This is a genomic window from Aeribacillus sp. SP014 (assembly GCF_054055575.1).
In genome coordinates, this window is sequence record NZ_JBSRXI010000001.1 from 1,608,041 (window position 1) to 1,634,663 (window position 26,623).

General features: G+C 40.2%; 24 protein-coding genes and 2 pseudogenes. 20 read left to right on the plus strand and 6 right to left on the minus strand.

The features are described 5' to 3' along the window. Positions 1–11 precede the first annotated feature (11 nt). Positions 12–1,349: a 5'-deoxyadenosine deaminase gene (locus ACVIJU_RS07940; protein WP_063386887.1), complete on the minus strand. Its 1,338-nt coding sequence runs from the start codon at positions 1,347–1,349 to the stop codon at positions 12–14. Between the two features lie 176 nt (positions 1,350–1,525). On the opposite strand from ACVIJU_RS07940, the gene ACVIJU_RS07945 reads away from it, so the two are divergent. From ACVIJU_RS07945 to ACVIJU_RS08010, 14 genes and pseudogenes are all read left to right on the plus strand, one after another. Next, a complete protein-coding gene (locus ACVIJU_RS07945; RefSeq protein ID WP_063386888.1) occupies positions 1,526–1,894 on the plus strand; it encodes a Na-translocating system protein MpsC family protein in 369 nt (122 codons plus the stop codon). A gap of 164 nt (positions 1,895–2,058) precedes the next feature. Further along, complete coding sequence (locus tag ACVIJU_RS07950; protein ID WP_144597859.1) at positions 2,059–2,901, plus strand: creatininase family protein; 843 nt, start codon at positions 2,059–2,061, stop codon at positions 2,899–2,901. Positions 2,902–2,953: 52 nt separating this feature from the next. Beyond that, positions 2,954–4,294 (plus strand): FAD-binding oxidoreductase, encoded by a 1,341-nt coding sequence (locus ACVIJU_RS07955; protein ID WP_456687445.1) that lies wholly within the window; start codon positions 2,954–2,956, stop codon positions 4,292–4,294. A gap of 123 nt (positions 4,295–4,417) precedes the next feature. Further along, positions 4,418–5,428 (plus strand): ABC transporter substrate-binding protein, encoded by a 1,011-nt coding sequence (locus ACVIJU_RS07960; RefSeq protein WP_063386891.1) that lies wholly within the window; start codon positions 4,418–4,420, stop codon positions 5,426–5,428. Positions 5,429–5,470: 42 nt separating this feature from the next. Then, positions 5,471–6,829 carry an amidohydrolase family protein gene (locus ACVIJU_RS07965; protein WP_456687446.1) on the plus strand — a complete coding sequence of 453 codons (1,359 nt, stop codon included), beginning with the start codon at positions 5,471–5,473 and terminating at the stop codon, positions 6,827–6,829. Next, entirely contained in the window at positions 6,822–8,057 is a 1,236-nt protein-coding gene (locus ACVIJU_RS07970) for an amidohydrolase family protein (protein WP_456687447.1), read from the plus strand. Before ACVIJU_RS07965 ends, ACVIJU_RS07970 begins: the two co-directional genes overlap by 8 nt. 94 nt (positions 8,058–8,151) lie before the next feature. Further along, entirely contained in the window at positions 8,152–8,850 is a 699-nt protein-coding gene (gene wrbA / locus ACVIJU_RS07975) for an NAD(P)H:quinone oxidoreductase (RefSeq protein WP_456687448.1), read from the plus strand. A gap of 62 nt (positions 8,851–8,912) precedes the next feature. Continuing rightward, positions 8,913–9,938 carry an XdhC family protein gene (locus tag ACVIJU_RS07980; RefSeq protein WP_094246485.1) on the plus strand — a complete coding sequence of 342 codons (1,026 nt, stop codon included), beginning with the start codon at positions 8,913–8,915 and terminating at the stop codon, positions 9,936–9,938. A gap of 142 nt (positions 9,939–10,080) precedes the next feature. Next, entirely contained in the window at positions 10,081–10,281 is a 201-nt protein-coding gene (locus tag ACVIJU_RS07985) for a hypothetical protein (RefSeq protein ID WP_094245581.1), read from the plus strand. A gap of 100 nt (positions 10,282–10,381) precedes the next feature. Further along, the gene (locus ACVIJU_RS07990) at positions 10,382–11,251 is read left to right on the plus strand and encodes an FAD binding domain-containing protein (protein WP_094245582.1); all 870 of its coding nucleotides are present in this window, start codon (positions 10,382–10,384) and stop codon (positions 11,249–11,251) included. A gap of 50 nt (positions 11,252–11,301) precedes the next feature. Next, positions 11,302–13,557: a xanthine dehydrogenase subunit D gene (pucD, locus tag ACVIJU_RS07995; RefSeq protein WP_456687449.1), complete on the plus strand. Its 2,256-nt coding sequence runs from the start codon at positions 11,302–11,304 to the stop codon at positions 13,555–13,557. Further along, positions 13,539–14,069, plus strand: a complete 531-nt coding sequence (locus tag ACVIJU_RS08000; protein ID WP_144597869.1) for a (2Fe-2S)-binding protein — start codon at positions 13,539–13,541, stop codon at positions 14,067–14,069. The genes pucD and ACVIJU_RS08000 overlap by 19 nt, the downstream gene beginning before the upstream one ends. Positions 14,070–14,236: 167 nt before the next feature. After that, positions 14,237–14,518: pseudogene (locus ACVIJU_RS08005) on the plus strand (IS3-like element ISEnfa5 family transposase); the annotation flags it as partial. A gap of 290 nt (positions 14,519–14,808) precedes the next feature. Continuing rightward, positions 14,809–14,880, plus strand: a pseudogene (locus ACVIJU_RS08010) (IS3 family transposase); the annotation flags it as partial. A 405-nt stretch (positions 14,881–15,285) separates the two neighbouring features. Here the strand turns inward: ACVIJU_RS08010 and ACVIJU_RS08015 are convergent. From ACVIJU_RS08015 to ACVIJU_RS08035, 5 genes are all read right to left on the minus strand, one after another. Further along, positions 15,286–15,726, minus strand: a complete 441-nt coding sequence (locus ACVIJU_RS08015) for a hypothetical protein (RefSeq protein WP_117016829.1) — start codon at positions 15,724–15,726, stop codon at positions 15,286–15,288. A gap of 1,012 nt (positions 15,727–16,738) precedes the next feature. After that, positions 16,739–17,101 (minus strand): hydroxyisourate hydrolase, encoded by a 363-nt coding sequence (uraH, locus tag ACVIJU_RS08020; RefSeq protein WP_094245585.1) that lies wholly within the window; start codon positions 17,099–17,101, stop codon positions 16,739–16,741. Between the two features lie 271 nt (positions 17,102–17,372). After that, complete coding sequence (gene uraD, locus ACVIJU_RS08025) at positions 17,373–17,882, minus strand: 2-oxo-4-hydroxy-4-carboxy-5-ureidoimidazoline decarboxylase (protein WP_066246748.1); 510 nt, start codon at positions 17,880–17,882, stop codon at positions 17,373–17,375. Between the two features lie 20 nt (positions 17,883–17,902). Continuing rightward, positions 17,903–19,225 (minus strand): nucleobase:cation symporter-2 family protein, encoded by a 1,323-nt coding sequence (locus tag ACVIJU_RS08030; protein ID WP_277986831.1) that lies wholly within the window; start codon positions 19,223–19,225, stop codon positions 17,903–17,905. Between the two features lie 186 nt (positions 19,226–19,411). Beyond that, positions 19,412–21,028, minus strand: coding sequence for a PucR family transcriptional regulator (locus ACVIJU_RS08035; RefSeq protein ID WP_066249041.1), 1,617 nt, complete (start codon positions 21,026–21,028; stop codon positions 19,412–19,414). A 178-nt stretch (positions 21,029–21,206) separates the two neighbouring features. On the opposite strand from ACVIJU_RS08035, the gene allC reads away from it, so the two are divergent. The 6 genes from allC (at position 21,207) to ACVIJU_RS08065 (ending at position 26,511) form a co-directional block, all read left to right on the plus strand. Continuing rightward, positions 21,207–22,454 (plus strand): allantoate deiminase, encoded by a 1,248-nt coding sequence (gene allC / locus ACVIJU_RS08040; RefSeq protein WP_456687450.1) that lies wholly within the window; start codon positions 21,207–21,209, stop codon positions 22,452–22,454. Between the two features lie 20 nt (positions 22,455–22,474). After that, a complete protein-coding gene (locus tag ACVIJU_RS08045) occupies positions 22,475–23,719 on the plus strand; it encodes a pyridoxal-phosphate-dependent aminotransferase family protein (RefSeq protein ID WP_456687451.1) in 1,245 nt (414 codons plus the stop codon). Between the two features lie 201 nt (positions 23,720–23,920). After that, positions 23,921–24,643 carry an ABC transporter ATP-binding protein gene (locus ACVIJU_RS08050; RefSeq protein ID WP_327873179.1) on the plus strand — a complete coding sequence of 241 codons (723 nt, stop codon included), beginning with the start codon at positions 23,921–23,923 and terminating at the stop codon, positions 24,641–24,643. Positions 24,644–24,657: 14 nt separating this feature from the next. Further along, positions 24,658–25,503 carry an ABC transporter permease gene (locus ACVIJU_RS08055; protein ID WP_066249029.1) on the plus strand — a complete coding sequence of 282 codons (846 nt, stop codon included), beginning with the start codon at positions 24,658–24,660 and terminating at the stop codon, positions 25,501–25,503. 17 nt (positions 25,504–25,520) lie between these two features. Then, a complete protein-coding gene (locus ACVIJU_RS08060) occupies positions 25,521–26,024 on the plus strand; it encodes an ABC transporter substrate-binding protein (protein WP_456687452.1) in 504 nt (167 codons plus the stop codon). Continuing rightward, positions 25,990–26,511 carry an ABC transporter substrate-binding protein gene (locus tag ACVIJU_RS08065; RefSeq protein WP_456687453.1) on the plus strand — a complete coding sequence of 174 codons (522 nt, stop codon included), beginning with the start codon at positions 25,990–25,992 and terminating at the stop codon, positions 26,509–26,511. The genes ACVIJU_RS08060 and ACVIJU_RS08065 overlap by 35 nt, the downstream gene beginning before the upstream one ends. Positions 26,512–26,623: the final 112 nt, after the last annotated feature.

Here is a 26,623-nt window from a genome sequence, read left to right on the forward strand (position 1 = left end):
TTTTTCGGATTTCAGTGGAAAACTGCTTTTTCTTTTTTGAGCATTCTTTTGATCGAGCGGTCTGCTTCTCTTAAAACAATTTCTTTGTCGAGTGTTTTTATTTTTTTGTTTTCCATTATAATCTCCCCATTTATAATGGTTGTTTCTACATTATCCCTTGAAGCAGAATAAACGATCCGCGAAATCGGATCAGCCTCAAAGGAAGGGAAAGTATGAAAATGATGTAAATTTAGAATCACTAAATCTGCCTTTTTGCCGATTTCAATACTGCCAATCTCTTTTTCCAATCCGACCGCTTTTGCCCCGCCGATGGTCGCCATTTTAAATACCTCTTTTGCTTTCATTGCGGAAGGGCCGTGCTTCGGCTTTTGGATGAGGGCAGCAAGCTTCATTTCCTGAAACATATTTAAATTATTGTTGCAAGGCGCTCCGTCTGCGCCTAAGCTTAACGAAACTCCCATTTCCATCAGCCCGGGAATATCCGCAATTCCTGAAGCTAATTTTAAATTAGACCCGGGGCAATGGCTAACATTAACTCCTCTGTCTTTAATGATTTTCTTTTCTTTTTCATCCAGCCAGATGCAGTGCGCCAAAATCAATCGTTTATTGGCAAGTCCAAGATAGTCAAGATATTCGATATTTCGCATCCCTGTCTGCTGTTCAACCAGCATGATTTCTTCCTGATTTTCCGCTGCATGAGTATGAACTTTTACTTGATATATTTCAGAAAGCCGTTGAACTTCTTTTAACAGTTCTTCTGTACATGAAAGGACAAATCGGGGAGAAAAGGCATATTGAATTCTTCCGTTTGCAAACATATGCCATTTTTCAAGCAAATCAACGCTTTCTTGGAGAGAATCAGCTGTTTTTTCGCGAAGCTCCATTGGCACATCGTCGCCACGATCCATCATCACCTTGCCTGATAAAGCTCTGATTCCGCTTCCTGCAATCGCTTGAAACGCTGCTTCTGTATGGTGAACGGTTTCCATATCGACAATCGTTGTGGTCCCGCTTTCAATCAATTCTCCAATGCCGAGCAATGCAGAGTAATAGATCGATTCCTCATCATGTGCTGCTTCCAATGGCCAAATTCGTTTTTTCAGCCAATCTAACAATTCTAAGTCATCCGCCCGTGAGCGGAAAAGTGTCTGACATAGGTGAACATGGGTTTGAATGAAGCCCGGAATGACGGTCCGATTTTCTGCATTGATGATTTGATCGGCGTCACATGCAAGATTTTTCCCTATGTTGCTTATGATGCCATTTTCGATGAAAATATCTCCCGTGAAAATTTCATCCGCATGATTCATCGTAATAATTTGTGCGTTTTTGATCAACAGGCTCTTCATATTCCTTTCTCCTTGCTATAAGTATTGAAATTCATTCTAAGAATGTATGCAGGTAAATTCAATAAAAGTGTAAGAATTTATGACAAAAATAAAAAAATGTGGAAAAAAACTTAACAAAGAAATAATCAAACATTTTGAAAAATTGTAAAATCATTTTTAAGAAAAGAGGTGGTTTTTTGAAAGACAAAAGCCTTTTGACAGAACAGAGGCAATCATTAAAAAAAGATATTGCGAGAATTTACAACGAAGTAAATAAAGAAATTTTTCAAACAGGTGTGATTCAACTGCGAGTTGAAGTAACGGATGAAAAAATTTTAATTTTCGGGTTGCATAAACGGGATCCTGCTTTGCAAATTCTTGAAAAAGTAGATGGAGCTTTGACAATGTGGGCAGATTCGTTATTAATTGATGAATTTAAAAAGCGATTTAAATATAAAATGGAAACAATTGTCGGACTAAACGTTTTTTCGGTTTTAAAAGATTATGATCCTTCCACTGGCTCAGCATGCATGACAATTATTCTTAAAAAAAATGAGTTAGCTTGAAGGACGTTTTCCGTCCTTTAGGCTATCCATAGATTATTCGGTATTGTTTTGATCCTGTTTACGGGATGGAAACAAGCCGTAGGAAAGAAAAAACTTATTGTTTTTCTTTTCCTGCGGCTTTTCTTTTTTCACAAAAGTAATCATTTGTTCGGAGGGGAAACGGCATGGAATTTCGCTACCGGGGAGAAGCATTTGAACAGAAATTTTTTGCAAGACTAACGAGTAAGGAAATTGCTGAATTGCCAAAGCAAAATGCTTTAATCATTTTGCCGGTTGGCGCAGTTGAACAACATGGGCCTCATTTACCGGTATTTACTGATTCTTTAATAGCGGAGGGGATTTTGCATTCAGCTTGCAAACATTTAAAAGAAGAAGATAATATTTGGATTTTGCCTCCAATTGCGTACAGCAAAAGCATCGAACATCTCGGATATGCAGGAACCATCTCATTATCTGGGAGCACTTTAGAGGCAATGATCAAGGATATTGCCGCAAGTCTGAAAAAAAGCGGATTTAGAAAATTCGTCTTATTTAATTCACATGGAGGAAACCATGATTTACTCAATTCCGTTGCCCGCGATATCCGCATTGAAACAGGTTTGATGACTTTCCGGTTGAACAGCTATGACTTCAATGTCTCAGAGGATCTCATTGAGGAAAAAGAGGCTGCATACGGAATCCACGGGGGAGAAATCGAAACATCCTTCATTCTTTCCTTCAAAACCGATTGGGTGAAAAAAGAGCTTTGTCCCGATGAGTTCATCCAGTTTCCGGAAAGCGCAAAGCATCTTCAATTAAAAGGCAGCCATTATGTTGCTTGGAGGATGGAAGATATTTCGAAATCCGGGGTTTTAGGAAATGCAAAAAAAGCTTCAAAAGAAACGGGAGAAATCATCGCCAACCGTTTGGGTGAAAAGCTGGCGGTTGTTTTGCGGGAAATGGCGGAATTCGAAATGGATGATCTCATCAACATTTCTACCGAAAAGCAGTACAGTCCTTTGACATAGAAAGGATGATCAATTGTTTCAAACATAAAGAAAACTTTGGAGGTGTGGAAGTATGGCTTGGAAAAAAGAAATACAGCAGCTTTTAGGGAAGGAAAAAGTTCTGTTCGATGCAGCTTCAAGAGGAAAATTTTCTAAAGATTATTATTGGTATTCACCCATTCTCACACAAAAGCTAAAGGATAAACTGGCCGATTGCATCGCCTTTCCGGAGTCAGAAGAGGAATTAGTTTCGTTAATATCATTCGCCGTAAAAAGAAAAATTCCGATTACGGTCAGAGGTGCTGGAACAGGAAATTATGGTCAGGCCGTACCTCTTCAAGGCGGTATTGTGATCGACATGACGAGGTTTCATCAAGTACTTGAAATCGGCGAAAACGCTGTAACGGTACAAGCGGGAATAAGAATCGGCAAGCTTGAACGGATATTAGAGCGAAACGGAAAAGAGCTGCGAATTATGCCGAGCACATATATTCAAGCAACGATTGGCGGTTTTGTGGCGGGAGGATCGGGAGGAATCGGCTCCATTACATGGGGCAATTTGTGGGATGGCAATGTGCACAGCGCTTCGGTTTACACAATTGAGGAAAAGCCGAGAAAAATTGTTGTTTCAGGCGATAAACTCGAGCAATATATTCACAATTACGGAACTTTAGGTGTCATGACAGAGCTGCAATTGCCGATCGAGGAGAAAACAGATTGGATGCAAGCAATGGTTTTTCATGACCATTTAGATGAAGCGATAAATTTCGCCCATCAATTTTCGGGCATAGAAACTATGGAAAAAAGGCTCTTATCAGTATGTGAAGGAGCTTTGACAAAGCATTTCGCTCCTTTAAAACAATATATTTTGCCTGAAAAAACGTTAACGATGATTGAGGTCGATGAAAAAGCAAAAAGTGAATTTGTCGAACTCGTTGCCGAACATAAAGGAATATTGGCACATACCATTCCTGCCAAGCAGTATCGAAAAGGGGTCCGCCTTTCGGATTTTACTTGGAACCACTCCACGCTGTGGGCCTGCAAAAATGAAGACAATATTACTTACTTGCAAGTTGAGTTTGATATTCAACACCTTTATCATCAAGTCCATTTGTTAAAAAAGGAATTTGGTGAAGAAGTTCTTCTTCATTTTGAATTTATAAAAAGAAACGGAGCAATTATTCCAACGGCCTTGCCGGTCGTTCGCTTTACAAGCGAGAAACGGCTGTATGAAATCATACAATTTTTCCTGAATATAGGAGCTAAAGTGCATGATCCGCATACTTATTTGTTGGGATTCGGCGGTTGGAGTTTACGAATGGATGAAATCATAAAAATCAAGCAAAAAAATGATCCGTTTCATTTGCTGAATCCAGGAAAAATAACGGACGTCACCTCTTATGCACAAGTGTAACGATGGGAAAATGAATTGAAACGGCTGAAATATACCGAAAAAAGTTCTTATTATCGGCACTAGGTTCTTGGCATGAAGCAGAAATGTAACTAGAAAAATATCAAAAATAGTAGGAGGATTCGTATGCAGGCAAAAGGGAAGGGATATACAAAAATCTTCATTTTATTTCTACTCGTTCTTTTAGCTGGATGCGGCAGCCAATCAGCTTCAACTAATAACGAAGAAGTCAAAGAGGACTCAGAAAAATTGGAAAAAGTGAAGCAAGTCACGAACTGGTTTGCCGAACCGGAACATGGAGGCAACTATGCAGCTTTGATGAAAGGCTTTTATAAAGAAGCAGGCATTGATATGACAATAGAGCCAGGCGGGCCGCAAGTTTCCCCCATTCAAATAGTGGCATCTGGGGAAGCCGATTTTGGAATCACTCAAGCTGACGATATTTTATTAGCTCGCGATAAAGGAATACCCATTGTGGCGATCGGAGCCATTTTTCAAGTGAATCCGCAGGCGTTGTTGTACCATGCTGATCAAAATATTAAAGATTTTTCCGATTTGAATGGGCGAACGGTGTACACGGCACCTGGAACAGGGTACTGGGCATATATAAAAAAGGCTTATCAGCTCGACAATGCGAAAGAAATGGCATATAGCGGACAGCTGACTCCATTTATAGAGAATAAAGAGTCAGTTACCCAATGCTACATTACGGCGGAGCCTTTCGCTTTAAAGCAGCAAGGAATCGAAACGAAATATTTACTGATTCACGATTCCGGCTACCAGCCTTATGGCAATGTAATATTTACAACCGAAAAAATGGTCAAAGAAAAACCTGAACTCGTCAAACGGTTTATGGAAGCGACAACGAAAGGGTGGGAGTATTATAAAGATCATTCGGATGAAGTAAATCCATTTATACATGAATATAATCCTGATTTATCAATGGAGGCGCTCGAATATGGGGCTGAACAGCAGCTGAACTTAATTTTCGGGCACGATGCGAAAGACCACGGCTTCGGCTATATGTCTCAAGAACGGTGGAACACCTTGCAAAATCAACTCTATGAACTAGGTTTAATTAAAAAGAAAGAAGATATCGCCAATGCCTACACAAACGAGTTTTTGGCGAAAAATTAAAAATGCGCCTCGGAGCAAGTTGGGCAAAAAGGGGAGAAAGCTATGAGTCAACTGCATTTGCTGAATGTTTGTCTGCCGCTTGAAGATCCTGGTTCTCTCTTTGAAATCATCATTAACGATGATCGATATGAAAAAATCACAAAGCAGCCTTCTTATCTTCAGCGCGAAGACTTTAAAACTTTAGAGGCCCTTAACTCATCCTCCGATTCATTCATTGATTGTCAAGGATATGTGTTGTTGCCCGGCTTTGTTGATGCTCATATGCATTTAGATAAAGCCTATTCTCTCAGGAAAGTTCCGAACGATAGCGGGACGCTTCAAGAAGCAGTAATAAATTACCGGAAGCAATCTCCCCATTTCACGGTGGAAGAGATTGAGTATCGGGCGATGAAAACTGCACTGAATGCACTAAGCCATGGTACAACAGCCATTCGCACACATGTCAATTTTGAATTGCCTTTAGGGGAAGACGTCGTGTTCCGGGCGTTGACAGCTGTTTTAAACGTAAAAGAAAAATTAAAACAATACATTACGATTCAAGTCATTCCAATGTTTTTACTGCCTGACGACGATTCGAAACGAGAGCTGGATTGGATTGAACAAGCGATCAAAATGGGGGCTGATGGAATTGGCGGAGCTCCTCATTTAGCTGAAAACCCTGAGAAGCAAATTGACGGTTTGTTTTCGTTGGCGGAAAAGTACGACAAACCGATTGATTTGCATGTAGATGAAAGTGATGATCCGAACGTATGCACACTGGATTATATTATCCAAAAAACAATGGAGCGGCAATATCACAATCGCGTTGTAGCCGGCCACCTTTGTTCGTTGGCGCCAATGGAACAAGAAAAAGCTCTTTCTTTAATTGAACGAATGGCGGCGGCACAAATTGGAGCGGTGACGCTGCCGGGTGCCAATATGTACTTGCAAGGTCGATTTGATCAAGGGATTGTCCGCCGCGGCGTTACAAGAATTCATGAAATTTTGCAAAGCGGAGCGACGCTTGCAACTGCTTCCGATAATGTCCATGATCCATTTCATCCATTCGGGAAAGCGGATTTACTGCAAATCGGTTTGCTAACTGCATATGTTGCCCATTTAGGAAGCAATGAAGGACTGAACCAAGTTGTTCGGATGATTACCGAATATCCGGCAAAATTATTAAATTTAAAAAATTACGGTGTAAGATGCGGAGCGAAGGCAAGCTTCGTTCTATTAAAAGCTAGATCAGTAGAAGACATCTTTACGAATCTGCCTGTTGAAAGATATGTGTTCCGAAACGGAAAATTGCTCTATCAATCTAAAAAAGCTGAACATTGGAACGATCGCCAATTGTTGATGTATCAGCATGAGACGGAAAGCCAATATGCAAAATTTGAAAGGAATTTACAATATGTATGACCTTGTATTAGAAAATATCAGACTGCCCAATCAAGAAAGGCATCATTTTATCGGGATTCAAAACGGGATCATTGCTGAAATTTCCCCTTATCCCCTGCAAGGAAAAACAGTGATAGACGGCTGTGGAGATTTAGCCATGCCGCCATTTGTCGAAACACATATTCATCTTGATACGGCATTTACTGCCGGAGAGCCGAGCTGGAATCAAAGCGGCTCGATATTAGAAGGAATTTTATTATGGAACGAACGGAAGCAAACTTTGACGATGGAAGATGTCTACGGGCGAGCCAGGAAGGCGCTGAATCAATTGATGAAATTCGGTGTTTTATATGTAAGAGCGATCGCGGATATTTCCGATGAACGCCTCGTTGCTTTAAAAACATTGCTGAAGCTGAAATCAGACTTACAGGACATCATCTATTTGCAAATCATTGCTTTTCCTCAAAATGGTTTACTCTCATGTCCGGAAAATCAGGAACGGATGCTTGAAGCAATCAAGCTGGGCGCTGACGGGGTCAGTGCTGTTCCTCACTTGGAAAGAACGAGGGAGGAAGGGATCGAATCCATTCAATTCTGCTTTTCTTTGGCTGAAAAATACGGCCTATTTCTTCATTTCTTTTGTGACGAAATCGATGATCCGCAATCGAGGTTTATTGAAACAGTTGCATCATTGGCGATTTCATCAGGACTGGAAGACAAAGTGACTGCAAGTCATGCTTGTGCAATGGCCTATTATCCGGATAATTATGCTGCCAAATTATTAGATTTGATTGCGAGTTCCAAAATTCATATTGTAGCTTGTCCTCTGATCAACACGGCAATGCAAGGAAGATATGATTCCTATCCTAAAGGGCGAGGGATTACGAGAATAAAAGAGATGCTGCAAAAAAATATCAATGTTTGCATCGCCCATGACGATATCATGACCCCGTTTTATCCGTTAGGTAACGGGAATATATTGCAGGCTGCACATATGGCTGCTCATGCAGGTCATTTAACGGGAATGAAGGAATTGGAGGAATTGATTAACATGATATCGATAAACGGAGCCAAAGCTCTGCAAATCAACGATTACGGAATAAAGGTAGGAAATGAAGCAAATATCATTACGTTCCCGGTTGATCATGCTATAGATTTGATTCGCCTTCAGCCCCATTGCCGCTATGTGATAAAGAAGGGCAGAGTTTTGCTTCACACCAATCCGATGGAAACCGTTTTTTATATGTAATTTTAAAAGGCTTTTATTCCCTCCAATTCTAATATAGCAATACTCAAACCGTTTTATTATATGTAATTTTAATAGGTTAGGAGCAGAAAGCTTTATGGCAAATATTTTAGTTGTTTTTTATAGTGCTTTTGGACATATAAGACAAATGGCGCAATCAGTTTGCGAAGGAGCAAAGGCGATTGAGAAAACAGATGTACGATGTGTAAAAATTCCCGAATTTACTGATCGTCTAATTCCGGCTATTAGAGAAAATCCGTTGATGATTGATAAAAACGGCATTTCCGCAACATTTCAAATTGGAAAAAGAAAAGAAAATTATGAGCGTGAAAGCGAGAAGCAGAAAATATTTAAAACAGCGGAAATAGAAGATTTTCACTGGGCAGATGGAGTGATATGGGGATTTCCGACGTATTTTGGATCGATGCCGTCCCAAGTTAAATATTTTTTAGAAACTATCGGCGACCTTTGTGTGGAAGGCGCACTGGAGGGAAAGCCCGCGGGCATCTTTACAAGCGCTGGTTCCATTCATTCCGGGCATGAAGCGGCCATCTTAACATCCATCGTACCGCTTCTCCATTTCGGAATGATCATTATCGGATTACCTTATACTCAAAATCCGGAATATTTAACGGACGCCCCCATTGGCGGAACTCCGTATGGACCAACAGTTTTAGCCGGCCCTGATGGTTCGCGAAAGCCGTCTGATGACGAATTAAAAATGGCCGGTCGCCTGGGGAGAAACGTGGCGTATATTGCCAACGCATTGTGCATGCAAAGAGAAAGAAACAGCTGATGATTGCGTTTGAACAAAACAATCATTCTCATTACTTTTCTTTCATAAGAAGGGGAATTGTTATGGACTATATCCATGAAATTTTAAAGATTGCAACAACTGAGCCAAAAAAAGCTGTGCTAGCCACTATTATTGATGTGGAAGGCTCCGCTTACCGAAAAGAAGGAGCAGCAATGCTGATTCAGGAGGATGGGGAAACAATCGGCGTAATAAGCGGCGGTTGCCTTGAAAATGACCTGCAAGAAAGGGCGAAGCTTTTGCTTGAGGGCGAGTCGCAATGTATCGTATATGACTTGAAAAGCGAAGATGACTTGTCGTGGGGAAAAGGCGCCGGCTGCAACGGCGTCATACGCATCCTGTTGGAGTGCATCGATGACCGTTTGCGAAAGCATTTATCCCGGCTGCATGATTTGCTTCAAAACGGCAAGGACGTTTTCATCGTAAAACAACTCGGCAAAAATTTTTCCGTAAGCAATTATTTATTTTTTACAGAAGACACGGAAACATTCGGGGAATGGGCTGGTGCGGTGCCGAAACAAATCGATGCCATAGCTGCGCAAGAGAAAAGCGGATTAGTTTGGGTCAATGAACTGTCCTCATATGTTTATGTTCAGCGATTTGAGCCTAAACCGAGATTGATTATTTTCGGTGCCGGTTCGGATGCTGTACCACTGTCGCATTTCGCTTCGCGGACCGGTTTTTCGGTTATCGTTAGTGATTGGAGAGAAGCGTTGTGCAATAGATGCCGTTTTCCTGATGCCGATCAGCTTATCATCGCTTTCCCGCGGGAAGCGGCAACGAAAATATATTTTTCCCCCCGCGATTTTGTTGTGCTGCTGACACACCAATTTCAACAGGATCAAGAGCTTTTAAAGCTGTTGTTGCAGCAAAACCTGCGATATATCGGGGTCATCGGTTCAAAAGAACGGACAAAACGCTTGCTGGGAGATCAGGAAATTCCCCGAAACGTTCATTCACCTGTCGGCTTGTCTATTGGGGCAGAAGGCCCTGAAGAAATCGCGATCAGCATTTTAGCAGAATTAATTCAATTGACAAAGCTTCGATCTCCTCAGAAGGTGCGTGCATAATGAAGCCGCAATCACATTTCACAAAAAACCAGGCGCTAATCGGAATGCCAAAGTCACTTGACCAATAGACGAACCGATGGTTATGTACCGACGCTGTATCTAAACTTGTCAAGCCCCTTTTTAGAGTTCTTTTAAAGGCGGCTTGGAAAAGTCGATAGCAGAGCAAGCGGTGCAATTGCACAAAACAGCCGTTTATTCAACTGGAAATCATCAACGATCTCATTTTTCAATACGAAACTTGATACGCAGCAATAAGTTGTTTGATGAGGATGCTGCCAAGCTGGATCGCTTGCCGAGTACGCCGATTTTGTTATCCCTATTTAAGGAAGCGGACAGGCGATAATGGTGCATAATCGGTCAAATGCGGACGTCCACAAGGCATTTCCGTTTCTAATCGCAATATGGTTGCAAAAGCACGTTATTTTACTATCAAAGGAAGGGGGATGAAGTTGAAAACATTGTCCTCAAAAATATGGATGCCAACAGATTTAAGAGAAGCATGGCGATTGCGGCAGCTATTGCAATTAGAATCACACTTTATAGCCGGCGGAACATTATGGCAAACAAAATGGGAAAAAGGAGCACCGCAGCCATCTCATTTAATCAGCCTTGAGAACATAAAAATTTTAGAAGCGATATATGAAAAAGAAGATGGCGGCCAAAACTTTCTTCACTTGGGGGCGCTTATCCGATTGGCTGACTGCCTCCGCCATCCCATTATAAAAGCGAAATGGCCTTTATTGACCAAAGCTGTCAAGACCATTGCTGCACCAGCCGTGCGCAATCTTGGAACGATCGGCGGAAACGTCGCCTCAACAATTGGTGATGCCATCCCCGCCCTGTTAGTGATGGAAGCGAAAATCGGATGTTTTGATGGGGACGACATAAAAAAAATCGATTTAGATCATTGGTTGAATGAAGAATTCAAGGATGATCTTATAACGGAAATAGTGGTGCCGGAAATTTCAGCTCCGCCATCATATGTCCATTTTTATCAAAAAATTGGGAGGAGAGAGGCGTTTTCAGGCTCTGTCGTCACCATTGCAGGGATAATCGGCCAAAATGACAACGGAACAATTGACTTTGCGCGGTTGGCAGCAGGCGGAGGCGAGAATCGTCCAAGGCGATTAAGAATAACGGAGCAATTGCTGGCCGGACGCAAGGTTGAGTCCGCTTTACTAAAAAAGGTACATGAGGCGGTCTTTTCTGAATTTCAACCTGTCGGCGATGCTTTTTTTTCAGCGGATTACCGCAGGCGGGTCGCCGCCAATATAGTCATAGCAGAGCTAAAAAAATTAGAGGAGAAAGATTAATATATTCAGATACGAGCTTTTTCAATTTGGATTATGAAGAAGGGAAGGGATTGAGATTGAAACAAGTGTGCATCAGACCGGACGGAGTAGAAAAAGTAACTGGACATTTAAAGTTTTTAACAGATCTTTCGTTTCCGAATATGCTGTTTGCAAAAATTTTGCGAAGCGAATATCCGCATGCCAATATCGTTTCGATCTCAACGGAAAAAGCGGAGGAATTGCCGGGAGTTCGGGCTGTCATTACAAGCAAGGATGTTCCAGGTTTAAACGGGTTTGGCTTAATCTTTCCTGATCAGCCTGTTTTATGCAAAGATAAAGTTCGTTTTGTCGGCGATGCTGTCGCGGCTGTTGCTGCGGAAACAGAGGAAATCGCCGAAGCGGCGCTTCAGCTGATCGAAGTGGAATATGAGCCGCTGCCGGTTGTTGATGATCCGGAACAGGCTATGCTCCCTTCTTCTCCGCAGCTCCATCCGAACGGGAATATCCTACACCAAGCATCTTATCAAAGCGGCAATGTGGAAGAAGCATTTCAATCATGCGACTGTATTGTAGAGGAAACGTATCAACTTCCAAGGCAAATGCATGCGTACATGGAAACAGAGGGCGGGGTGTTTGTTCCGGAAAAAGACGGCACTTTGACGGTGTATGCCGGCACTCAGCATGGATATAAAGACCGCTATCAATTAGCCCGCATTTTAAATATGCCGGAAGAAGACATCCGCGTCGTCTCAAGCCCGCTTGGCGGCTCTTTTGGCGGAAAAGACGAATTAAACATCCAGCCGTACGGAGCCTTATTGGCGCTGAAAACGGGATTTCCTGTAAAAATTCATCAAACGAGAAGGGAATCGGTGCGGTCAGGAATCAAAAGGCATCCGATGAAAATTAAAATGAAAACAGGTGCGAAAAAAAACGGCAAAATCATCGCCCATCAAGTGCGAATTATAGCGGATACCGGCGCATATGCAACGTTAGGCCCCGCAGTATTGGATTTTGCGGTTGAACATGCGACAGGCCCATACATGATCCCGAATATTCAAGTTGAAGGCTATTCGGTTTTTACGAATAACGGCGTTGCCGGTGAATTTAGAGGCTTTGGAGGAAACCAAGTAACCTTCGCATTGGAAGGGCAAATCGATCGCTTGGCAGTCAAGCTTGGAATGAGTCCGCTTGAACTCAGACAAAAAAATCTGCGCCAGGCACATGATCCCGGTCCTGTCGGGCAAAAAATCGCCCCAACTGACGGCGCTCAACAAGTTTTAAAACAGATCAGCCAATCGAAACTATTAAACAGCTGCCGAAAACAAGATCATAACGGCTTGATTAAGACAGGCGTCGGGGTGGCAATCACCATGCACGGCGGAGGGCTGGGCTATGGACGTTTAGATCCGGCTGGCGGGAGAATTTCATTGAACGAGGAAGGAAAAATCGAAATTGCTTTTGGGTTTGAAGAATTTGGCCAAGGCTTGCTCGCAGTGATTGAACAAATTGCCATTCGAGCAATAGGCTGCTCCCGAGAGGATTTACACATTGTCATCGGCGATACGTACAAAGTCCCGCGTTCAGGCTCATCAACTGCTTCAAGGGGTACGAGCATGGTTTGGCAAGCCATTCAACGGATGAAAGCTCCGTTTCAAAACAGCCTGTTGGAAAGAGCCTCGCAATGTACGGATGTGCCAGTCAGTCAATTAAAAATAGGCGAAAAAGGTGTTTGGCACCAAGATGAGCTGCTGATTTCATACAAAGAACTGGCAAAACAAACGATAGACAAGCCGCTGATCATTGAAACTCGATTTGACTTTCCGGCAACCCCTTGCTCCATACCAGGCGGACATTTTTTATATTCGTTTGCAGCTTGTGCCGTTAAGGTGGAAGTAGATCTGGCAACTGGATTTGTTCGTGTAAAACATTTAGAGCAAGCCGTTGCCGCTGGTCCTGTTATTTTTCCGCAAGGATATTTGGGACAAATTGAAGGCGGATCCGTGATGGCGTTAGGCTATACATTAACGGAAGAAGCGCTGATAGAAAAAGGAACATATGTAACGGAAAACTTTGATTCGTATTTAATTCCGACGATAAAAGATGTCCCCCTTTCGATTGACATCACCGCAATCGAGGAGTTGTGCGAAGAGGATGAATATGGGCCAAGAGGCGTCGGGGAAATTGGCACGGTTGCTGTTGCCCCTGCCATCGCAATGGCCATTTATGATGCGACTGGCATCTGGGTGAATAAGCTACCGGTATCAAGGGAAGAAATCGTCAATAAGATGATGGAAACGGAGATGAGCAAATGGCTGACAAGCAAATGAGCTCAAGCATAAAATTACCGTCTGAAGAACGAATGCGCATGTCGATTTTTGTGAATGGCAAAAAGAAAGAGCTTGAGATTCATCCGGCCGCTCGGCTAGTTGACATTTTAAGAGAGCAGCTGCATCTGACTGGCACAAAGATTTCCTGCGGAATTGGCCGCTGCGGCGCCTGCTCTGTCATCATGAACGGCAGGCTAGTGAATGCCTGTTTAGTTAGAGCTTATCAAGCAAATGAAAAAGAAATTGTTACAATTGAAGGACTTGCGGAAAAAGGGCTTCATCCGATTCAGCAGGCGTTTTTGGAAGAGGGAGGTTTCCAATGCGGATATTGCACCCCAGGAATGATTATGGCTGTCAAAGCGATTTTGGATCAATATCCGAATCCAACTAGTCAGCAAATAGTTGACGGTTTATCAGGAAATCTTTGCCGATGCACAGGCTACTCCGGTATTATTAGAGCAGTTCAAAAGCTTGCTGAAAAAGAAACATCTCGCTTAGACAGCAAATGTTAAGAAGGCGGAGCAGTTCGGCGATTTTTTTAACATGATCAGTTGAAAGAAATTATAGATTTTAGCGTTTTTCGGCTTGTTTCCTTGTCTGCAGCGTTAAAAATTTATGGCTATCGCCGAATGAAATTCGTCATACATCGAAAATAAGTGACCCATAAACAAATATATGCCTGATGAAAACAACCGGTATTCAATCTGTAATTCGTTGTAAAAAGAACCGTTACGTTTCATCATCAGCGGTGCATGTGGCTGAGAATGTATTAAATCGCAAATTTACAGCAAGTAAGCCAAATGAAAAATGGCTGACGGATGTCACGGAATTCAAGATAGGAAACGGTAAAAAAGCGTATTTGAGTGCAATTCTAGATCTGTATAGTTATGTATTAGGGCATTCGAACAATCATCAACTTGTGTTTCAAACAGTTGATCACGCTATCGCAAGGGTCAAGTCCAACCCTGCCCTAGATTCCTGGCAAATCACATCACCGCTGCTTTTTTACACAACATTCAGGACTTAATCTATCACAAGTTTAAAAGAACATAAACAACTTTTGATTTATAGTACATCTCATGGGCTTAAGAAGCGAATAATCGAAGCAAAGCGAACACATAGTATGTCAAGAGTGGGACGCTGCATGGAAAACGCCCCAATGGAATCTTTTTGGGCAACCTGAACGTGTGAAAGGTATGATCTGAAACGATATGAAACGTTTAAAGCGTTACAACAAGCGATTAAGAGTTTTATAATAACAAACGCGATCAAGAAAAATTAAACGGCTTAAGCCCATTAGAATTTAGAGCTCAAGCCGTTTAAAGCAATTTATGATTTCCACTGTCTGCTTGACAGGGGACAGTTCAACTTTTGGACAATCCCTTTAAGAAAGTTATTTTCTTTTTAATAAAATAGCTAATATCAATGATGTTTGGACAATCCCTTTAAGAAAGTTATTTTCTTTTTAATAAAATAGCTAATATCAATGATGTTTGTAGAGAAATGATAATTAAAAGAGATAGTATTAATTCACTATCTAAAGAAGTATCATAATTAAGTATATAAAATAAAATGACCGATACAACTAGAATAAGAATAAAGTTGGCAATCGTTTGTATCATAGACTTACCACTCCAACTAGATTAATAAGATAAAGTTAATGCGTATGATTTTGTATCTGTTTTTGGAGTTGACGTGATTGATAAACCTGCTGGATAAACTGATATACTAGGTGTTCCAGCAATTCTTTGATGACCATATTCCATTTTTAGCATTTTTTGATTTAGGAACATATACATATTGACCAATGTACCCTTTGTGTTTTGTATGACTAGTAGAAGGTTTTAAATCATATGAGCCAGCCACACCAGCACTTGGCTCCCAATTACTCGGAGAATACTTAATTGAATAATCAATCGAACGTCCATTTCCTTGAGGATCTTGAGAATATCTATGTTGGTGCTGTTTTACTGTTCCTCCGCTAGTTGGTAGATATAATCCTGAATTTGAAGGGAAACCAATAGTCATTTTATCAACTAAATGAAAAGAAGGTGTTTTTAACCATTGAAAGTTACCATATATATAAAATTTATCTTCTTTTGAACGATCACTAGTTACTTTATATACTGTTCCACCTAATTTTAAAGTTGAAGAAGCAATAGTTCCCATAGTACTAATTTGTCCTGGTTTAACATCTTTTGGTTCATATATAGTAATAATTTCTGGTCCAGAATCTATAACTTTAGCTTCCTCTTCAATTAATTGTCTAGCAACTTCAATGGGCAGAGCATCAGCTTCTTCTTGAGTGTTGCCAACTTCATTTACAGATAGTTTAATTCTTCTTGTGTAAGACTTTCTTCATTAACATTTGCATCGTTTTCTGCAGCAAATTCTACTCTAGTAAAATTTAGGGAAAATAAAAATGCAATTACAATAACCTATTTTCTTAAACATTTTAAAATCCTCCTTATTTCTGATTTTTTAAAATATTAACACATTTACTAGTCTTTTTTCCATTTTTACAATATTAAAAAATTTATCCTCATATCCAAAGTGTTTGTTGAATGTAAAATAAAAGTAGCGAACCGCATTATTATGGGCGTAAGCCTGTTTGCTGATAGCCTGATGTATTTTATAGAGGAGATGAACGTAAATAGTAAATTTGAATATATATTGATGAGTTCCGTTTTCATACGGTTTTCTTTCATGCGCATGAAGGTTGCGTCTTTATCCGTTTTAGAATAGCTGTTACGGTTGCCAAAGATTTCTTTTTGTTCCTTGTATTTAACCTGCCGTAGGATAAAATCTTCTCGAATTTGCTTCACAAATTTCTTTCATTGACTGCGCTTATGTTGCTTGTCCTTATGTATGTTTGTATCTGTTTCCTTTTCGATTTCTTCTGATAACTTTTCCACTTTTTCTTCTAATTTCTTAGCGGCTTCCTCTAGGTTTGGTTCTCATCTTTATCTGTATTGATTGTTTTTCTTTTGTTTCGCTCCAGCTTCCAATTGTTGCTCATAAAATCGTCCTTTCTGAAATATTGTGAGGCAACTTTCTTTTACTAGAAGGGACGATTTTTTTTGCTTTTTTAAATAAAGGGGGTCTCCCAAAAGTCAGTAACGCTGACTTTTGGAAGGCCCCGTTTTTTCATGACGTTGTTGAAGAAAGTATTTGTATCCGATTAACTTCCCCGATACACTTGATACCCCCACGGTGAAATAAGCAATGGAACATGATAATGGGCATTTGCATCAGAAATGCCGAAGCGGACGACGACGTGATTAAGAAACAGCGGCTCCTTCAAGGATAAACCTTTGTTTTTAAAATAATCTCCAATGTAAAACAGAAGTTCATAAGTTCCCGGTGTTAATTGCTGCTCAGTGATGAGCGGTTCGTCAACCCGACCGTTTTCGTTTGTGAATGCGGTTTTGAGCAGCTGTTTTTCCGTTTCGTTTTGATCTGTAACAGAAAACAGCTCGATTTTGACGTTTTGTGCAGGCGTACCGTGAGTTAAATCTAAAATATGTGTTGTTAATCCTTTCATATTCCATCTCCTTATTGACCTTTTTATTTGCCTCGTTTTTCATTTTGGAAGCCCGTTTTGTTACTTTGGAAGCGCTTGTCTGACGGGGCATGGCATTTGAATCACGGCTTTCTTTCACTATTTAACAAGCGTGTAATTTCTTTGGTTATTATTTCTCAGCAGATTCAGTTGTACCGCCATTTATGGCGCTTAAAAAGAATATGGCTTCGTACTGTGCAAAAGATCAAAAATAACGAAAGTCAATTTGTTCTATCAAAATGGAATGTACGTGTCAGCATAGGTTTCTCTCTTCTTTCACTATATCCTTCAGTCGAAAATAGGCAATTTTTTTAATTTCTGCTATTGCTTGCTCTATCTCTGCTTCCGCATTGTTTTTGATTCGCTGTTCAATCGATGCAAATATTTCCTGCTTTGTTTTGCCGCGCACAGCCAAAATAAACGGGAATTGAAATTTTTCCATATACGTTTCGTTTAATTTTAACAATCGATCGAATTCTTCATCTGTCAGTTTTTGCAGCCCCGCTTTTTGTTGTTCTGTTTGCGAAAATCGGGTCATTTTTGTTCTTGCGCCTAAAGCAGGGTGATTGCGAATAAGCGCCAATTTTTCGTGTTCGTCAGCTTGATCCACGATCTCAGCCATTTTGGAAAAAAGCGATTGCACGGAAGAAAACGGGCGGAATTTTTCTGCTTTTTCTGACACCCATGTTGAATCTTCAAATATCCCGCCTAGCTTCTCAATAAATTCAGCCGCACTGAGTTGGTTAACTTGTTCTATGTCCATTCGGCTTTCTCCTTTCGTTTTTAAAATTTGATCGTTGTCGGTTTTAACTGTTCGGCAGCAGAAGATTTTTTCAGTGAGAAATGGTGAAAAAATAAGTTTAAAAAGATGGCTGTAAGACTGCCTGTTATAATCCCATCACTAAAAAGAATTCGCAGCATAGGCGGCAGCTGTGCAAACAAATCAGGAACAACTGTGGAACCCAATCCGAGGGAAATGGAGCAGGCAATTACTAACAAATTGCTTTGCTGTTGAAAATCAACAGTGCTTAACATTTTAATGCCTGAAGCAACGACCATGCCAAACATGATCACCATTGCTCCCCCTAATACAGATGTTGGGATCATCGTGGCAAAAGCAGCAATTTTCGGAATAAATCCAAGGGTGACAAGTATAAAGCCGGCAACGATCGCAACACTTCTCGTTTTTATATTTGTCAGCTGCACAAGTCCGACGTTTTGAGCGAACGTGTTGTACGGGAAAGCGTTCAAACAACCGCCGATGATGAAAGCCAATCCTTCGGCACGATATCCGCGCGCAAGATCTTGGTCGCTAAGATCTTTTCCGCAAATTTTGCTTAGGGCTAAAAAGGCGCCAGTCGATTCAATCATGATGACAATGCCCACTAATGTCATTGTTAAGATCGGCACAAGCTCAAAAGTAGGTGTACCGAAATACAAAAATTTCGGAGAATGAATCCATGAAGCTTGCATTACTTCTTTCACATCAACCTCTCCCATAAAAGCCGCGGCGACCGTACCCGCGATAATCCCGATAAGCACAGAGATTGCCCGAAAAAAGCCTGTGAAAAATCGATTCATAAACAAAATCAAAAGAAAAACCCCAAATGAAAGGAGCAAATTTTCCGGATCGCCAAATTTCGGACTTCCTGCACCGCCCGCCATGTTTTTAATCCCGACCGGTATTAAGGACAGTCCTATAAGGGTGACAACTGTACCTGTCACGACCGGCGGGAACAATAATCTTGTTATTTTGCCAAAGAGCGGAGCAAAAAGAATAATGAATATTCCTGCGGCAATGATCGATCCATAGATTGCATTGATGCCGTACTCTTTTCCTATCCCGATCATCGGTGTAACAGCAACAAATGAAGCACCTAATATGACAGGTAAACCAATGCCGAAATATTTTGTTTTGAACGCCTGCAGCAGGGTGGCGATTCCGCATGTCAATAAATCAATCGCAACTAGATATGACAGCTCCTGCGTCGAAAGGTTTAACGCTCCTCCGACAACAAGAGGAACAACAATGGCGCCTGCATACATCGCCAGTACATGCTGCAAACCAAGTGAAAAAAGATGAGTTCCTCCATTTTGATTTGTCAAGTGACCTCTCCTCCTCTTATGTAAAAAAATCTAACACTAGATGTTATTTGTTTTTCATAATAAAAGAACGATGTAGTGAAGTCATTGGTTGAATTACATAATCGTTTTTGCAAAATTTAGTTAATGTATCTAAAGCTTTATAGACAAATTACATTTTCATTTACTAAAGCTCTTGCCTCAATTTTTTTATAATTGAAGCAAATTTTTTATGCGGAATGCCAAGCGGAGGCTAATAGTGGCTTCTGGATCCTTTAAGCTTTTTCCGATGAGCTCCTCGCATTTTTCTAATCGATAGATCACCGTATTGCGATGAACGAAAAGCTTTTTGGCTGTTTCAGAAATTTGACAATGATTTTCCAAAAATAAAAACAGCGTTTGCAGCAGAGCCTGTTTTTCAGTGTCTGCCGGGTCTGAAAGGTTTGTCAAAATCTGTTCGTAAAAATCAATCAGCTCTTCTTTTGGAATCATTTTCAATAGCGTATAAATATCTTTTTTCTTATGAATTTGAATGAATTCTTGATTTCCGGAATACTGTTCTTCTTCCAGCACTTCCAACGCTTCTTTATAGCCTTTTTTTACATCTAAAAATTGTTGGCAAAGACTGCCGATGCCGAATGAGACAGTCCGTTGGAACCTGCTTCTAATTTTCGCTTGCAATTCCTTTAAAAACGGCATGATGGAAGAATGAAGCTCCAGCCATGATTTTTGAATCGGGAAGAGCAAAATGCCTACGTTCCCCTTCACAAAAAAATGAACAGGATTTGGGAACGCATCAGCTTCTTTTTCCATAAATTCAAAAATCCGTTCATTTTCTTTATGGAATTGTGTAAACGTTAAAGATTTTTTTCTTTCATCCAATTTTCCTGTTGCACAAAAATACGATTGATCATTGCGAATTTTAAATTCTTTTGCTTTAATGACAATCTCTTCTTTTGATTGAAAGGCGCCATCTGTAAAATTGATAAAAAATTCATTTTGAACTTTTCGTTTATGTTGTTTAAGAGCATTTTTTTTCATCAATTCAAATGAAATGACATTTGTCGCTTGTTCAATCGTCAACACAAGCGAAGGACTGTGAAAAGGAATGGCATCAAAAACAATTAAACATCCGCTGTTGCTTTCATGAGTGTAAATGGGAAAAACGGAAACAGTTCGTTTACTAGAAATAATGGAAAAACAAGTGTAAGAGCTTGGCTGTAAGAAAAAGCGAAATCCGTCTGTGTACATTTCCTCGATTTCCGGCAGACTCGATGTAACGGAAGATGAAGAAGCAATCATTTGAAAGTGCTGATCCAACAGTAAAATTGGACAGCCGATCAAGTTTGCCAAATTTTCCAGTAATGAGACGAGCCCTTTTCCTCTTAAAATATGGTTTGTAAATTGCTGATGGATTTCAATCGCATTGAGCAATTCGTTTGTCCGTTTGTCCAATATATAGCTTAATGTCTGGTTCACAACCTCTCCTAACGTAACCTCAATCGGCAATTCAATAATTGGGAAATTTTTTTCATTTGCATACTTCAGGCAAGCCTCCGGAATTTCTTCCAAAAATCGCTTCATTTTAATTGCCAACCCTGCACATTGCTGATCCGCCATATTTTTGATGAGTGCGAGCAGATCATTCGGATTGTCTTTTAAATGAAAGGCAGTTGTTACAAGCAGTTCATTCGGTTTCAGGAAATCGATGATATCCGGTGCATCCATCATATTGACGCTGAAAACTTCTCGATCTTTTCCGTTATGGCCGGCGATGAGCTTGGCATTTTTCATAACGGGAATTTTTAATATTTCGGAAATTTTCATTTTTTCAGCCCCTTTGTCTTCAAATTTTAGTGAACATGCACAAAAGATGGTGAAATTTATATCAAAATTGCCAATGTATATGAAAAAGAATAACGATAAAATAAAGTAAATTCACATTTTATGGAACAAAATGTAACAAGGATATTTGCTTATTTTGAATAGAAAAGAGGGAAGAGACATGACAGTTCATTTACTTGGGCCCATTCAGCTTGAAGAGGAAGTTGAAAGGCTGATCGAATGGCTTGCAACATTCGGTAAAACGGAAAAAGGGGGAGTTACCCGGCTGTTATATAGCGAACAATGGCTGTCAGCGCAGGAAGCGTTGAAGGAGAAAATGGAGGAATGCGGATTAGCTCCATATTTTGATGACGTCGGCAACTTGTTCGGCCGAGCAGAAGGATCATCTCCATCCTCCAAAACAATCTTAACTGGTTCGCATATCGATACGGTTATTGAAGGAGGAAAATATGACGGCGCATACGGCATTATTGCCGGCTTGTTGGCGACTCATTATTTATTAAAGCGTTTTGGAACACCAAAAAAAACGATTGAGGTCGTATCCTTATGTGAAGAGGAAGGCAGCCGGTTTCCGCTTACATTTTGGGGGTCAGGCTCTGTAACGGGGAGGCGCTCTTTTAAGCATATACAAAAAATTGTTGATTCTAAAGGGATTTCGTTTGTGCAAGCAATGAATGAATGCGGTTTTGGACAGGAAAGATTTCGCCAGCCATTTCGAAACGATATTCAATGCTTTATTGAGCTGCACATCGAACAGGGCTCTGTGTTAGAAAAAAAGAAAAAATCGTTGGGCATTGTCAGCGACATTGTTGGACAGCGCCGCTATCAAGTAAAGGTTGTTGGTGAAAGCAACCACGCAGGAACAACCCCGATGCCCTGCCGAAAAGATGCGGTGGCCATTACCTCTGAACTGATTACCTATTTAATGAAACAAGCCAAACAGGTGTGCGACCAACTAAGAGTGACCGTCGGCAAAATAAAGGTTGAACCTAACGTTCCGAATGTGATTGCAGGTGAAGTCGTTTTTACGATCGATATCCGTCATCACGAGGAAGAACTGCTGGAGCAATTTTGTTCAACATTTTCACGTCATTTTAAAAATGTGAGCGCACAATACAATGTCGATATTTTGATAAATGAATGGCTGAACGTCAAGCCGGTCAAAATGGATCAACAATTGCTGAGGCTGTCAAAAGAAATTGCAGAAGAGCAAAATCTGTCTCATGAAATCTTGGTTAGCGGGGCGGGACATGATTCGCAAATGTTTGGAACCTATTGTCCGACTGCGCTTTTTTTTGTCCCGAGTCATAACGGAATCAGCCACTCGCCGAAGGAATATACCTCAGCGGCTCATTTAGAAAGCGGCGTTAAGTTTTTAATCCATTATTTATATAGATTGGCATATTAAAAGAAAGGATTGTGGACGAAATGAAATTTCTGCCTCTACAGACACCTAATAGAACGATCATGACACCGGGGCCTGTTGAAGTCGATCCGAGAGTTTTACAAGCGATGAGTACGCCGATTTTAGGCCAATTTGATCCTGCATTTACTTCGATCATGAATGAAGTAATGGAAATGCTTCGCTATTTATTTCGTACGGACAACAAATGGGCGTTCCCTATCGATGGAACCTCCAGATCGGGGATTGAAGCGATGCTGGCGAGCATTATCGAACAGGGCGACAAAGTGCTGATCCCGATATACGGCCGGTTCGGCTATTTATTAACCGAAATATGCGAACGCTACGGGGCTGATGTCACTACAATTGAGCGTGAATGGGGAACGGTGTTTGACCCGGAGGATGTAATTAGAGAAATAAAGAAGGTTCAGCCAAAAATAGTTGCGATCGTCCATGGGGAAACCTCAACGGGGTGCATGCAGCCGCTTGAGGAGATCGGGAAAGCTTGCCGGGAGATGGATGTAATTCTTGTAGTCGATGCGGTTGCGACAATTGGAGGAACGGACGTGAATGTCGACGAATGGCAGCTTGACGGCGTGATCGGCGGGACGCAAAAATGCTTATCGGTTCCATCAGGGATGGCTCCCATCACATATAATGACAGAATTGAAAAAATTGTTTTGTCGCGTAAAAAGGTAGAAAGAGGAATTCGGACGGAATTGGATCAGCAAATGGCCTCAGGTCAAACAATTATTAGCAACTATTTTGATTTAAGCCAGCTTCAAGATTATTGGAGCCCGCGGCGATTAAATCATCATACGGAAGCTACATCAATGCTTTACGCATTGCGTGAAGGCTTGAGGCTTATTATGGAGGAAGGATTGGATAATCGATTTGCACGCCACCGCCTCCATGAACGGGCATTAATGGCCGGGCTGGAAGCAATGGGGCTCACATTATTCGGCGATAAACGCTTTAAACTGCCGACCGTCACATGCGTCAACATACCGGAGGGCGTCGATGGAGAATCCGTGCGCCGCATGCTGCTGGATGAATTCGGGATTGAAATTGCCAGCTCGTTTGGCCCGCTCCACGGAAAAATCTGGAGGATCGGTACAATGGGCTACAGCTGCCGCAAAGAAAATATTCTCAAGCTGCTGACAGCATTGGAGGCAGTTCTCATCTATCACGGTGTTCGCATGAACAGAGGTGAAGGAGCACAAGCAGCGCTGAGTATGTATGGAAAACAAAAAAGTAAAGTATCATCTTAGATATTTATGAAACTTTTTAACATGTTGATCGAACAATTGTTACCAAAAACAGTTGTTCGATTTTTTTAATTTTTGATATTTTACACAAAATCTTTTTTAATTTTTATTTATTTTGACAGTGGATAAATCAAAAAATTACGTATAATATACCAATATAGTTTCGTTATGTGTTAATAAAAGTTACATAAAGGGGTGAGAAATATGACATTGATAGTTGAAAATGTAAAAAAGTTTTATAATGATCATCTTGTTTTAAAAGGGATAAACCTTACTGTTCAACCGCATGAATTTATTTGTGTATTGGGAAGCAGTGGCGGCGGAAAATCAACTCTATTAAATTTGATTGCGGGATTTATTAAACCAGATGAAGGAGTGATTAAGGTAAACGGATCTTTTGTAACAAAACCTTCCAAGGAAAGAGGAGTCGTTTTTCAAGATCATGCACTATACCCTTGGTTCACTGTTTTAGAAAATATCGCTTTTGGACCAATCGTGCAAGGGATGCCAAAAAAGAAAGCATTGGAAAAAGCATTACGTTATATAGAATTAATTGGTTTATCAGACTATGCAAACCATTATCCTGAACAACTTTCAGGAGGTATGAAACAACGCGTCGGCATTGCAAGAGCTTTAGCTGGAGAACCTGAAATTTTGTTAATGGACGAGCCTTTTGGAGCGTTAGATATGTTTACCCGTGAAAATATGAGAACTGAACTAATTCGTATATGGAAAGAAGTAAAGCCTACTATTATATTTATTACCCATGATTTAGCTGAAGCTGTCTATCTTGCAGATAGAGTAATTGTCATGAAAAATGGAATGATTGCTACAGAATTAGAGATTCATTTACCCCGTCCTCGAAATTATCGTGATCCTGCATTTAGTATTTTGATGGAGAATTTAGAAGAGCATTTTGTCAGCTAGTTAGGAGGAAGCTTATGAAAAATATGGCGGCCAGACAAGAAGCGGTTTCTGTCTATACGAAAAAAGTGGACAAGGTTAGAAATAAAAAATATTTACATGCTATTCCAATAATTTCTTTTTTTGTTTTATGGGAAGTCATTACAAGATTAAATATAAATTTTTCCATAGTAAATCCCGTTTTTTTTCCACCGCCTTCACTAATATTTCTAAATGGTGTAGAACTATTTCATTCAGGATTAATTACAGACAGTATTGTATCGAGTACGATTCGAATAGTAATTGGCTTTGCAATCGGAGTATTTCTCGGGGTGATTGCCGCATTATTGATAGGAAGGGTAGAGAAAATTGAATTTTGGTTTATGCCTGTCTTTAACATGATCGGCCCTATTCCAGCTTTAGCGTTGCTGCCTTTATTTATTATTTGGTTCGGAATTGGCGAAATTCCAAAAATTATATTAATTGCTTGGACAACATTTTTTCCAGTTATGACGAATACATTTGATGGAATTAAAAGTGTTCATTCTTCTTATATTCGTTCTGCATTAAGCTTAGGCGCAAATGATAGACAAATATTTAAGAAAATTATTATTCCGTCAACATTACCAAATATTTTTACTGGATGTCAAATAAGTTTAGGATTGGCTTTTTCAGCATTAGTGGTTTCAGAAATGATGGGTGCAAAAAGTGGTTTAGGGTATATTATTGTGGACGCTCGAAACTATATGAAAATTTTAAATATGTATGTAGCTATTATTTTAATAGGTATTGAATATAGTCTTTTTTCCTTGTTATTAAAAGTGATTGAGAAAAAACTATTGAAATGGAGAACAGGCGGATTTGAAAATGCTGTAGAAAAATAATAAGGGAGGAATTATAAATGAGAAAAATTTTTCTTTTTTGCCTAGTTTTTTTGACAATGTTTGCAATCGTTGCGTGCGGTTCAAACAGTTCGACAACAACTAGTGAAAATAGTAATAAAGCGAGTGATGAACTAGAAGTGAAGGATATAACATTAGTAGGGGTAAGAGATGCGCAAATTTCTTCACAACAAATCATTGCAGATAAGTTAGGATTTTTTAAGGAAGAAGGGCTAAACGTAACAAACCAATTAATTGAAAGCGGACCAGATATTGGACCTATGATTGCTGGTGGAAGTGCTCCGGTTAGTTTACAAACAAATTTTATGGATATTATTTTAGCTTCCTCAGGCGTTAAGGTGAAAATCGTAGCTCCGCTTGCACAAATTGCAGGAACACAAGCGGTTGTAGCGGGCAAGCATGCTGAAATTAATTCTCCAAAAGATTTGGAAGGAAAATCAATAGGTATTCCTAGTGGTGCTGATGTATATGATTGCAATTCAAAATATGGCCAACGATTATAATGTTGACATAAAAAAGATAAATTTTGTGAACCTAGCTCCTAGCGATGCTTTAACTGCTCTTGAAAAAGGTGATATTGATGCAATGGCTGCTTGGGAACCGTTTATAACGAAGGCTATCAACAGCGGAGGAAAACTACTATTTAGCGGTACGGTTGACAATTTTGATGAAAAAGAAAAATCTGTTGATTGGATGAGTGTTCATACAACACTGCAAGTAACGGATGATTTCCTAAAAGAAAATCCGAATACGGTAAAAGCAATCATTAGGGCTTTAATAAAAGCTACAGATTACATTAATAAGAATAGAGAAGAAGCAATTAAAATTTTAGCGCCTGAACTTCATTTAGAAGAAAGCGAGTTAAAGGAAATTATGAATAGAAATGTTTATACAATGCAAGTCGACGATTCCTTTATGAACAAAAGCAATGGTTCTGAAGTAGGAGAATATTTATTGAGTGTAGGAAACTATCAAAAATATCCCAAATAAGAAAGATTATATTGATTTTTCATTATTAGAAGAAGTTGAACCGGAACTTATGAATAACAAATAACATGAAAAAAGCATGATGGAAAAATTTTTATTTTAAATGGAGTTTGAT